This is a genomic window from Stygiolobus sp. CP850M (assembly GCF_037389425.1).
GTDB lineage: Archaea > Thermoproteota > Thermoprotei_A > Sulfolobales > Sulfolobaceae > Stygiolobus.
Genome location: NZ_JBBHKR010000078.1, coordinates 56762 through 68608, shown reverse-complemented (window position 1 = coordinate 68608; position 11847 = coordinate 56762). Strand labels below are relative to the sequence as shown.

The 11847-nt window shown below is 43.9% G+C and carries 12 protein-coding genes; 9 read left to right on the top strand and 3 right to left on the bottom strand.

Annotation, left to right across the window (positions count from 1 at the left end; genetic code table 11):
• Positions 1–350 (top strand): hypothetical protein (locus WIW89_RS10230; protein ID WP_337720683.1); only part of this gene is annotated, 350 nt, incomplete at its 5' end.
• 485 nt (positions 351–835) lie between these two features.
• Positions 836–1417 carry a hypothetical protein gene (locus tag WIW89_RS10225; protein ID WP_337720682.1) on the top strand — a complete coding sequence of 194 codons (582 nt, stop codon included), beginning with the start codon at positions 836–838 and terminating at the stop codon, positions 1415–1417.
• Between the two features lie 211 nt (positions 1418–1628).
• On the opposite strand, the gene WIW89_RS10220 is transcribed toward WIW89_RS10225, so the two are convergent.
• Positions 1629–2726, bottom strand: a complete 1098-nt coding sequence (locus tag WIW89_RS10220) for an acyl-CoA dehydrogenase family protein (protein WP_337720681.1) — start codon at positions 2724–2726, stop codon at positions 1629–1631.
• 78 nt (positions 2727–2804) lie between these two features.
• On the opposite strand from WIW89_RS10220, the gene WIW89_RS10215 reads away from it, so the two are divergent.
• Positions 2805–4667 carry an AMP-binding protein gene (locus WIW89_RS10215; protein WP_337720680.1) on the top strand — a complete coding sequence of 621 codons (1863 nt, stop codon included), beginning with the start codon at positions 2805–2807 and terminating at the stop codon, positions 4665–4667.
• On the top strand, positions 4664–5470 hold the full coding sequence (locus WIW89_RS10210) for an amidohydrolase family protein (RefSeq protein WP_337720687.1): 807 nt from the start codon (positions 4664–4666) through the stop codon (positions 5468–5470). The genes WIW89_RS10215 and WIW89_RS10210 overlap by 4 nt, the downstream gene beginning before the upstream one ends.
• Here WIW89_RS10210 and WIW89_RS10205 read toward each other — a convergent pair whose 3' ends face one another.
• Positions 5471–6934 (bottom strand): amino acid permease, encoded by a 1464-nt coding sequence (locus WIW89_RS10205; protein WP_337720679.1) that lies wholly within the window; start codon positions 6932–6934, stop codon positions 5471–5473.
• Positions 6935–7191: 257 nt separating this feature from the next.
• Here WIW89_RS10205 and WIW89_RS10200 point away from each other — a divergent pair, with 257 nt between their 5' ends.
• Entirely contained in the window at positions 7192–7539 is a 348-nt protein-coding gene (locus tag WIW89_RS10200) for a hypothetical protein (protein ID WP_337701791.1), read from the top strand.
• 49 nt (positions 7540–7588) lie between these two features.
• Here the strand turns inward: WIW89_RS10200 and WIW89_RS10195 are convergent, their stop codons facing one another.
• Entirely contained in the window at positions 7589–8347 is a 759-nt protein-coding gene (locus WIW89_RS10195) for a DODA-type extradiol aromatic ring-opening family dioxygenase (protein WP_337720678.1), read from the bottom strand.
• A gap of 174 nt (positions 8348–8521) precedes the next feature.
• Between WIW89_RS10195 and WIW89_RS10190 the strand changes: the two genes are divergently transcribed.
• From WIW89_RS10190 to WIW89_RS10175, 4 genes are read left to right on the top strand one after another with little or no spacing between them, the layout of a single operon-like run.
• Positions 8522–9628 carry a thiolase domain-containing protein gene (locus WIW89_RS10190; RefSeq protein ID WP_337709414.1) on the top strand — a complete coding sequence of 369 codons (1107 nt, stop codon included), beginning with the start codon at positions 8522–8524 and terminating at the stop codon, positions 9626–9628.
• The gene (locus WIW89_RS10185; RefSeq protein ID WP_337720686.1) at positions 9628–10788 is read left to right on the top strand and encodes a thiolase domain-containing protein; all 1161 of its coding nucleotides are present in this window, start codon (positions 9628–9630) and stop codon (positions 10786–10788) included. The genes WIW89_RS10190 and WIW89_RS10185 overlap by 1 nt, the downstream gene beginning before the upstream one ends.
• A 5-nt stretch (positions 10789–10793) precedes the next feature.
• The gene (locus WIW89_RS10180) at positions 10794–11273 is read left to right on the top strand and encodes a Zn-ribbon domain-containing OB-fold protein (protein WP_337720677.1); all 480 of its coding nucleotides are present in this window, start codon (positions 10794–10796) and stop codon (positions 11271–11273) included.
• A complete protein-coding gene (locus WIW89_RS10175; protein ID WP_337720676.1) occupies positions 11270–11689 on the top strand; it encodes a Zn-ribbon domain-containing OB-fold protein in 420 nt (139 codons plus the stop codon). The genes WIW89_RS10180 and WIW89_RS10175 overlap by 4 nt, the downstream gene beginning before the upstream one ends.
• Positions 11690–11847 lie beyond the last annotated feature (158 nt).

Here is an 11847-nt window from a genome sequence, read left to right as displayed (position 1 = left end):
AACAGTTGAGAGAATGGGTAATTGATGCTTTTAACAATTCGCTTAAGGGATTTGGTTTTGACGTTAAGCCATTGATTAATAAGTTTAGGGGGTTGGTGAGCGGGCTTGATGGCAGATCCCTCGTCCAACTAATAGCCCCCTCAAACTCAATGGCTCGGTTAGCCCTAATACTCCACGCATTGATTAATGGCAATAAGGAACTAGCCAAGGCACTTACACTCGATGAAGCTGCGAGCGTCAGCGAGAAACTACCCACGAGGTTGCTCCTTGAGGTCTATAAGGAGTGTTGTGACTTAGGTAAGGATGAGTTTAGGCTTGCCTTAGCCAGGCTCTTCTTCCTCCATGTTTAGCCCTGGGGGTCAGTCTCGGAGTTCTGGTCTGTTTTCATTGTCTAGTTGGCATGGCTTGTGTTATCGAGGTTGTAGTCAGGGTGGTGAATTGATGCGTAGATGATGAGCGTTAATGCGTAAATCCTAATGCAGTTATTGCCTTATCAACACGGTTGTGGTTAGGGCTGGGTTAACCAATGTGAGGTTGATCACCCACCAGTGACCGTGATTAGGGTACCGGGAGGTACTTGGCGTGGTTAAACCCTGCAGGTAATCCCTCTCAGCAGTTGCTTGGTTCGGGCCGTAATGCTTAAGGGGTTTGTTATGGTGTTTTGGTGGTGTTATGGGTGCGTTGAAGTACGTGGTCATTGGCGTTGTGGTTGTTATTGTTGTCGCTACCGCCCTAGTTTTACTACTACCTACACTGCACCGGGTGCCTGTGCAGTACGTGGGTTCACCCAGCGGTTATGAAGCATTTGTACCGAATGGTCAAACAATAAATTATAATGGACGTACAGACCCCCGAGGGTGATTTAATACTAAGTAATGGAACTACGATACATGATGTGGTATGGGATGGACAATATTCGGGTACAATAATACAAGATCATAATCAAATAGATCAACTGAATGGTCAATTTGTTGAACAAATTGATCCAATAAATAATCAACAATATGTACCTTTACAGGATTTCTATGTAATTAAAGGTCAAGTACCAATTGAACAAGTAACAATAAATGGACAAACATATTATGTAATAGAAGCAAATAATATAAATCCAGCAAATATTGCAGGATTCTATACATATCAAGGATGGGTACCTAACTTTGTTGTAGCAATAAATACACAAGGAACATATGCGGCAGGACTACCAGGAAATTCTCCAGTATTTACTTGGACAAACACAACAGGAACTGTAGCGTACCAAACAAAGGTATATGGAGAATATGGACCATTCCCTGGAGGGGCCGTACTAGCACAGTCCAATGGAACTATAATTCCATATGGAGTAAATACCAATATTCCTGCAGGTATATACTTATCGAGTTTTTATGCCCCTCAGCAAGTATACAATTCTTCTAGCTAATTTTTTAACAATAGATTTTTAAGATACACTCACAACATAAGGAACTCCATAAGTTACTATAACCCAATCTGAATACATAAATCCAGAAAGGGCAAGGGTTCCCTTCCACTAGTTCTCGCCATTGGTTCAGGAGGTCACATTATGTGGGTAGTAGACATGTGGCTTAGAGAACCATTTGAAAGAGTAGGGATTATCATATCCTCTTAACTCCCTATTCTGTAAAGTATTGGAGTCCCTCTTTATTAACCATCTTAAAGATTATCCCTAACTGCACTTCATCGGTTCCCTCCCCTATTCTTCCTAATCTTACATCTCTGTAAGCCCTCTCGCTTTTAGTCCCTTTAGCATAACCCATTCCACCCATGATTTGTACAGCTTTATCCACAATTTCAGTCGCAATTCTTGTTGACAAATACTTCAGCACCGCAATTTTTCCTTCGTCCTTGAAAACGTCCTCAGTCTTGGCTACAGACTTTAACAACGTATTGAGGGAAGTTATCTGAGCTACACTTTCTGCCAAATACCACTGTATACCTTGCTTTTCCACGAGTTTGGTTCCAAACAGTTCCCTACTCATTGCCCACTCGAGAGCTTCCTCTAAAGCTCCTTCAGCTAAACCCAGAGCTATGGCTGAGATCGCAACCCTTCCCACTAGAAGGGCGTACTTGACTACCTCCCAGCCCTTGTTAACTTCACCTACGATATTGTCAGCTTCACAGTTGTTGAACTCAACTTCAGCCGTACCAGTGCCTCTGTTTCCCATCACTTCTATCTTATTCACCTTTACACATTCCCCTTTTCGTACTAGAAAAGTAGTTATAGACTTAAGGCCATTTTCTCCGGTCTTTGCTGCAACGAGATATACATCGGCATAAAGACCTTGGGTAGTCCACATCTTCTTCCCGTTGATCATCCACTTTCCGTTAACTTTCTCTGCCCTAGTATTAATTGAAGCTACATCACTTCCTCCCTGAGGTTCACTGAGGGCAAACCCCCCTATTAACTCGCCTTTGGAAAGCATCTCCACAGTATATTTATCTCCCCCATAAACTCTCAGTGGTTCTGTTACCAGTTCGCTCTGAGCGTCTTGTATGAGAGCTACGGAACCGCTAACCTTAGCAATTTCCTTCAAGATCAACGCCGTGTCAAGTAGGCTAAGCCCTTCGCTCATAGGTGCTAAAAACCCCATTTCCCCCATTTTTCTTACTAACTCTCTGGGGTACCAGTCCTCTCTGTCAATTTTTACTGCCAAGGGCTCTACATGTTTTTTCACGAATTCCCTTATGGAGTCCAAGATCAGTTCGCTCATATGTTATCTTTTGAAATAATCGTTAATAAATAAATGTGCAAAGTAAAATATATATGAGAATTTATGTAATATAATTTTATGGACGCTAAGTTTTACGGTCTAGAGAAAGTGATCAAAGAATGGGAGGAAGCTAAAAAAGACCCTGAGAAATTTTGGGCGGAAAAAGCGAAGCTGATAACATGGTTCAAGAGACCTGATAAGATTATTGAAGGTCATCCACCTTTCGAAAAGTGGTACGTAAACGGGTTGTTGAATATATCTTATAACGCCGTTGATAGGCATTTACCAGAAAAGGGAGAGAAGGTAGCGTTCTATTGGGTTAACGAGAGGCTTGAGAGTAAGGCAATATCTTACAGAGACCTATACTGTGAAGTGAACAGGGCAGCTTACGTATTAAAGGAGTTGGGAGTGAAGAAGGGTGACACGGTCTCGCTCTTAATGCCGAGTATCCCGGAAGCTTTATACTTCTCTTTAGCTGTTCACCGATTAGGTGCTACTCTAGTCATACATTACGTAGGGTTAAGTCCTGAGACACTATCCTATAGGCTTAACGATTGTGACTCGAAAGTAATGGTAGTAGCTAGTAAAGGCTTCAGGAACGGGAACGAAATAAGGATAAAAGACTTCGTCGATAAACTACTTAACGAGTATAAGACTCCGGTAGAGAAGGTTCTGGTCGTGAAGCGAGGCTATGATGACTTTAACGTAAACAAGATGGACATAATATACGAGGAGGTTAAACCCAGAGGTAAGGTAGAAGTTGAGCCAGTAGCTGTAGAATCTAACGAAGTTGCTACAATATATTACACATCAGGGACAACGGGCAGACCGAAAGGTCTAACTCACACCAACGGCGGTTACGTGGTGGCATTAAACACAGCGTTCAAATCGATTTTTAACCCAAGACAGAACGACGTGTGGTGGACGATTTCAGAGCTTGGTTGGCCAGTATGGCCCATGGCAAACATATACGTGATTCCGGTCATGGGATTAACAGGAGTGCTCTTCGAGGGGTTTATCGGTTATAAACCCGACTTATTCTCAAGAGTTGTCGAGAGATTCGGAGTATCGTTGGTCTGGTCGTCAACAACGACGTTATATACATTGAAGAGCTTAGGAGAGGAGTCGGTAAAATCAGGGGACATATCTACTTTAAGAATGATACTCAACACTGGAGAACCATTAAATGTGGGGGCGTGGATGTGGTTGAGAGAACACATTCCTAATGTGTATATAGCAGATGCGTATTGGATGACGGAACACCTCTACCCAGTCGCGGCTACTCCTTTCGGAATAGCCGAGATTCCCTATAAGCCAGGTTCCGCGGGGACTAAGTTCCCAGGGTCAGAATACGTAGTAGTAGACGATGAGGGTAAACCTCTACCCCCTCAGAGTAAGGGCTATATCGTGTTGAAACCGTGTAGCCCGGCCTTGGCAAAGATGCATAAAGATCATAACGGTGAAAGAGTAGTTAAGACTTATTGGTCTAGGTTTCAAGGTTATTTCTACACCGGTGATTACGGATATGTGGACAAAGACGGTTACTTGTACGTTTTAGGTAGGGCAGATGACGTAATAACAGCAGGGGAAAGAATAGGGACTATGGAGGTAGAGAGTGTGGTAGTCACACACCCGGCAATAGCTGAGGCTGCAGCAGTTGGTTACAAGAAAGACGGAGGCGAAGGGATATTAGTAGTAGCAGTACCTAAGAAGGGTGTGTCTGAGAGCCAAGAACTGGAAAACATGATCAAGGAGTACTTGAGGAACAGCGGTTATATTGTTGATAAAGTAGTGTTTGTTAGGCGTCTACCGAAGACTAAGAGCGGTAAGATAATGAGGAGACTGCTGAGGGCTCTAGTCAGGGGAGAAGAAATAGGTGATGTATCTACGTTAGATGACCCCTCAATAATAGAGGAGTTGAGAAAAGCATTGGGGCAATAGATTTCCACTTTCACGCCCCAGTAAAGGAGTTCCTCAGATATCTCGGTGAGTATGCTGAACCCGCACTAAGATATTTCAACGCTAAGGTCGAGATAAAAGACCTAAAGGTTATTTTAGACGAAGTTGAAACATTAGGCATTGAAAGAGTCGTTATATTGCCTATAGACTCTACCACTTTCATGGGAAGAAGGATTCCAAATGAATTAGTCGCAGGGATTAGAGATGCACGAGTGATAAAGTTCATCTCAGTAGACCCCCTGAAGCCAAATGCGGTAGAGGAACTCGAAAAGGCGATAAAGGAAGTAGAACCTCAAGGTGTTAAATTCCACCCTCAGTTACAAGGCTTTCATCCCTTAGACGAGAGGGCTATGAAGCTATACTCGGTTGTCGAAAGACACAACCTAATCGCTGTATTTCATACGGGCACTTCAGGCATAGGGGCTGGCGTAAGATCGAACATAAGGCTCGATTACGGTAGGCCAATACATTTCGATGAAATTGCGGTGATGTATCCAGACTTGAAAATGGTTTTAGCCCACTTCGGCCGGCCGTGGACGGAAGAGGCCATTGCTGTTTCACTACACAAACCCAACGTCTATTTAGACTTATCCGGTTGGGCACCAAAGTACATTCCTAGAGTTTTGTGGGATAACGCCAAAAGGCTAGCTGACAAGCTCATTTTCGGATCTGACTTCCCCCTTATCAGCCCGAAGAGGTGGTTGAAGGAGTTTGACGCTATACCTATCGACGGTGAGATAAAAAAGAAGATACTGAAGGACAACGCAGAGCGTTTGATAAAATGATCACTCTGGTGGGATTTCCTTGTATATCTCCGACAGTTCAATACCCTGTTTTTTCCTTATCTCTTTGGATATTAAGTAAGTCACTGTCCCGGTCATGGGTGGTATTATTATCGTAGCTAAGTCAAAGGCTGTATTACCTTGGAATATTATGCTTCCGAAGGAGCTATTCAGTAATCCGTAAAGCACTGTTAGTACTACTACGAGAGACAACGTGAAAACCGATAGAAGAGACGTAATAAGAATTTTCCTGTCGGATTTTCCGTATTTTATCGAAGCTATTGCCACGATTAAGTAGTTCCAAATTACGAACCAAAGGCCGTCGACTGCAAAGCTAACGGAGTAACTCAGATATACCTCCAAGAAGTTGAAAAGCATTGAAAGGGTTAGAGTGAATATAAGCGAGTATATAGGTATACCTCTCCTGACCTCGGCAAAGAATGAGGGAAGTAACCTGTCAAAGGCCATTGAAAACAGTATCCTTGATGATGCTCCCACATTTATCATCGCGTATAGCACGTACCAACTTAGGGCTGAGATCACTAAGAATACCACAATATACGGGACGTTCAAAAACGCGTATACGGCAAAGGAGAGAATGGACGAAGTGGACATTGGTAGGCTCCACCCATTAAGTACGTAATTAATATAGTTTTGCTTACCGAATCCTCTCTCGATCCCTATCACTAATAATAACGCGAACAACGTCGCTACAGCGTAGGAGATAAGATAACCCGATATGAAACTCTTTTTAATTCTCTTCATCTCACCTGCAAAGAACGCTGGAGCGTTAGTAAAGGCAAACATGGAAAGAACGAATATTGAGGAAAGAGACAACGTTTGTAAGTTTACGTACGGTGAAGTGAAGACCGGTTGGTCGTTAACTGTGAACAGACCTACTACCATAAAAACCGTACCGGCAATTTGAAGCAAAGTGAGATAACGGAATGTCCTAACGTATAGTCTTTCTGATAACGAGAGGGAAAAAACAGCGAAGATGACTAATGTAGTAACTGCGAAAAGCTCTGAAGGAGAAGAAGTTATTCCCTCCCCAAGGCTGATCAGACCTCTAACACCTAGTACGTACCCTAGCGACTGTAGACTAGGTGTAATTACCATGACGACCTCTAGTAAGGCCAATACTGGGAAACCCATAGTAAAAGCCATGATGAGTGACATACCTAGGACACTACCGATGAACGGTCCCATAGCCCTAGATACGAATATGTAGTCCCCTCCACTTCTGGGGATCAACATTGTTAAGAGGTAGTAATTAATGACGACCGGTACCATCAATAATGAGCCTATGATCACAGCTAATGTCCAACTGGCTTCGGGTAAGAAGGCCGCTATGAAGAGTGGATAGGCTACGCCTGCTGCAGGACCCAGAAAGGAGAAATTAAGGGCGAAAGCGTCAAAAGCATTGAACTCCTTAACGAAACCGGTGGACTCACGGAGGAATTTCATACTCGTGAGAACAACGGCCTTATTTAAAAAGTTATACACAAAAAGAAGGACATGATTCCACACTATGAAAGCACATCAGAGTTCTTAACTAGTATGATTACAACACGTTTGTCAATGGAAACATTGAAACTTTAAAAATGTTTAGGCAAGAAGCGTAAGGTGTGGTTTAACGTTTTCTCCCTTTTGGATTACTGTGTATATAGGGGAATAACGACCTGAGTTCTAATATAGTATCATCCGACAAGAATATATATAACATGTTATCAGTTCAGGGTTTCGATTTCGGCGGGTTCGTACACTGTATGAGGACTTCGATCGGCGATAGGTACATAGCGGACGCGTTGAGTTTCCTCTTCGCGATTAAGAATCATTATGACGTGTCTCAGTTCGCCTTGACTTCAAAGGGAGTGATCTACGAAGGTGATACGAGCGGTGTCTTCGTAGGTTCGTGCGAACACTTCAACGGGTACGTTAACCACTTCGGACAAGGTGTAGTTCTGAGCACAGCAGTCAAGGTCTGGGAGTACATACACGGTAACAACCAAGTAAAATTTGATGAGGTCGAAAAGGAATTCCTGAACGCGTTCCTGAATAAGAAGATTTAAAACTAATTCTACGCTTTTTCTCGCCAAGCTATACATTTATTTAATCTACTTACTGAAAAGACGCTAGCATCATACTAACTCCGGGCCACGGTACGTCGTAATAAATCACCTTACCCAAAGTAGGTCTTACTATACCTAACATAACGTACAGTGGCTTCAGGTCACCCTCCGGTGAAGAGTTCTTAAACTCCTTCGGAAAAAGTTGTTGTATTTTGACTATTTCCTCAAACCTACCCTCTTCGATTAAGTCCTGAAGTATATGGTCGAATATGAAGAATGTGTCCCTGCCGACCTTGAGGGAATATAAGTCTAGCCTATGGGTTGGCGAACTTGTAGCTATGACTAATGGTTTTCTACCAGTTTCTCTTAGTACTTCGCCTATCTTAACACCTAAACGATAGTGTTCTTCAGGTGAACGGTTGCTAATGGATATAGTTACACCCTTAATACCTCCCTCCGGGAACATATAATATAACGGGATCCAGCCGCCGTGATCAAGTCCCCACCGGTAGTCCTTTCTGAGAAAAGTTGAAAGCTTCTCCACCACCTCAACATCATTAGGCATTTCATAGCAGTAGCGGTAAAGTTCCTCAGGGAACCCGTAATAATCCTGAATACATTTAAGCTTCTCCCCGGCTTCTATTAAGTTGTCTTCACCCCAGTTCATAAAGTGGGGAGACAAGACTACGACCAGATCAGGCTCATATTCTCTCCTTATTTTCTCTCCTAATTCCCTCAGTTCTTTCTTCCAAGGCAAGTCCTCTACTAGGATAGTAGGAGAGCCGTGACTTACCAGTAGCCCTAACACTACTGAATCTCGTAATGTGAAGTTAAAACCATTACCTTACTTTTCAGTAACTGAAAATTCTTGTTATATCTCTGAATCTCTTTCTACTATTCAGTTAATTTTATTTAGTCAATAAAATTGGAAAAACAGGAATAAAAAGAAAGATTTAATAATATTGATAACATCTGAGAAAATATGAGAGTCGGTATAATAGGAGTAGGTTGGTACGGCTTCACTCCATCGACTCCCGAGCTCTCCTTCAGGGAGATGGTATTTGAGGCGGCTTTAAGGGCTTATGAAGACGCTCATGTAAACCCAAGAAGAGACGTGGACACATTTGTGTCGTGCCAGGAGGACTTCTGGGAAGGGATAAGCATTTCCGGTGAGTTCGCTCCAGACCCTATCGGAGGTACTCTTAGGCCCGTAATGACAGTACCTGGGGACTCGGTTCAGGCGATAATGCACGCTGTTATGCACATTGAATCAGGTATATCTAAGGTAACTGTAGTGGAGTCACACGCAAAACCCAGCGATATTATAACAATGGAAAAGATAATGGAGTTCGCCTACGACCCGTTGTACGGTAGAATAGGTGCAAGGAATTTCCATTTCTTGGCGGGACTAGACGCTGTGAAGTTCATGGAAAGGACTAAAGCGACCAAAGAAGACCTAGCTGAAGTAGTTGTAAAGAACAAAAGAAACGGGTTGAAAAACCCGAGAGGGTCATATTCATCATCTTTAAGCATAGAAGAAGTAGTCAAGCAGCCGTACGTAGTTTACCCCCTGACAAGCCTCGACATATCTCCATTTACAGATGCAGCCGTAGTAATCGTATTAGCTAACGAGGAAGTCGCTAGAAAATACACAGACGATCCCATATGGATAACCGGTGTAGGAGTAGGTTACGATTCAACTATGGAGTTATCCGATCTCGGAAGGTCTACATACCTCAGGTTGGCTGCTGACAAAGCGTTCAAAATCGCGAGACTGCATAGGCTGGAAAACGTAGCTTTTTTTGTCGATGACACTTACAGCTACAAAGAGTTACAACACTTAGAGGCATTAAAGGTTCAAGACCCCGTGAAAAAGTTAAGGGAAGGAGAACTCTATGCGGACGGAAAAACACCGGTAAACCCTCTCGGAGGGCATTTGTCAGAAGGAAGACCGTTGGACGCCAGTGGTCTGGCACTTCTACTGGACGCTGTGGAATTTATGAGGAGAGGTGAGTTCGATAAAGCAGTTGTAGCTTCGTGGAGAGGAGTCCCGAGCTTTACGGGAGGGGTAGCAGTACTGGAGAGGTGATGATGTTGAGGAAAGTAGCTATAATAGGGGCGGGATTAACACTCTTCAGGAGGAGACTTAAGGAGACTCCTCAGGAAATGGCTTGGGAAGCTGCTAGAAAAGCCCTCGATGAGGCTGGGCTCGAACTAAAGGATATCGACTGCGTTATAACTAGTGCAGCTCTTGATGCTTACGACGGGGTTCACATGAGGGGAGAACATATAGCCCACTCGGGAGGAGTTAGAAAGACTGTAAGCAGAGTTTATGCTGGTGGAGCTACTGGAGGTATGGCTACCATCTCGGCATGGTATCACGTGGCTAGCGGGCTTTGTGATAAGGTTTTAGTGATCGGTGAGGAAAAGATGAGCCACGCTTTACCTCATCCCCAGTCTGTTTTCCGTTACATATGGGATCCGATAACAGAAAAGCCCCTAAACCCTAACCTCATCTGGATCTTCGCAATGGAAATGTATAGATATATGAAGACATATAACGTGTCCAAAGAGGAAATAGCACTTGTATCAGTAAAGAATAAGAGAAACGCTTTGAATAACCCCTACGCTCAGGCAGCAGCTAACATCACGGTCGATGACGTCTTGAACAGCGAAGTCTTAGTGTGGCCCGTCAACAGGTTGGACGTAAGCCCGGTGAGCGACGGTGCGGGGGCTATAGTGGTAGTTAACGGGGATGTTGCTAGACAGTTTACGGACACCCCGGTATGGATCGTAGGTGTAGGATGGAACATGGACAATCCTCAGTGGAGTAACAGAGAACTAGCCTATGCCAGATATGTGGAAGAATCGGCTATGATGGCATACAAAATGGCTAAGATAGAAAGGCCTGACAAGGAGATCGACGTGATAGAGCCTCACGACCCGTTCGATTACAAAGAGCTCCACCACATCGAGGGTTTGAAGATCGCAAAGAGAGGAGAAGCCCCCAAACTCCTTAGGGAGGGAGTGTTCGATCTTGACGGTGATATACCCAGTAGCCCCTCGGGAGGACTCATGGGTTGCGGTAACCCAATAGGTGCTTCCGGTCTTCTAAAGGTCATAAGCATTTACTGGCAGTTAAAGGGTATTGCTGGGAGGATGCAGGTAAAGAAACCCGTATATACCGGTCTGGCTCAAAACTGGGGCGACCTCATGCAGATGTCAGCTGTAGTGATCATGAGGAGGTGAGGGCTGTGGTAACTCCGATAAAGAAGAGCGAAGAAGCTGTGACAATAAAGTATAAGCTTGAAGCCTACTATTCCTTCTCAGCAGGGATAGCTTATACGAAGTTTCTTAACGGTCTAAAAGAAGGGAAGATTATAGGTAGGAAGTGCTACCGTTGCAGAAGGGTTTACGTACCGCCAAGAATGTACTGTGACGACTGTTTCAGACCTACAGACGAGTGGGTCGAAGTGAGTGATGAGGGTGTAATAGAAACAGCTAGTGCGAGCTATATTTCTTGGACTAGGGACAAGTTGGAAGAGCCAGAGATAATCGCCGTGATAAGGTTAGGAGGGAGAGAGAAGGACTGGATATTCCCGGGGCTCTTTCACAGAATATGTGGTAAAGTGGACGTGGATCGGTTAATCGGAAAAAAGGTGAAAGCTGTGTGGAGGGAAAAGAGAGAAGGCAGTATAAACGATATAGAGTGTTTTAAGGTGGTCGAGGGATGAGCTGGTTCAAGGGTGACGGGGATAAGCCCTTGTCTTTAATAGATAAGATGAGTGCTGAGGAATACCTCTATACGGTAGGGATAGCGGGAGAGGAATTCGTAAAGGGGATTCAGGCTGGCAAGATAATTGGGAGTAAGTGCCCAAGGTGTGGTATGACATACGTCCCTCCGCGTCTTTACTGCGAGGAGTGCTTCTGTAAGACTGAGTTCGTTGAGGTCGGGTCTGCACCGTACATAGACACCTATACGGTGATTTACAGGGATGATAAGGGTAATAAGGTAGACCCACCTCAGAAAATAGCGATGGTAAGGTTTGAGGGAGTAAAGGGAGGGCTTTTAGCTATAGTCGAAGGCGAAGTGAAAATAGGGAAAAAGGTCAGAATACTCAGATATCTAATACCGTTAATAGTAGAATGATGAAGACCGAGGTAAGACACTTTTTCCTACCAGCCCACGATCTATAACAAGTTGGTTCTTGAAGTTTTCGTACGTATAAGTGGAGTGGTTATAGTCTTTTATAGAGATGCCGAAAACTATAGAATATCCTTTTGTCGCTGACACCTATTGGCTAATCC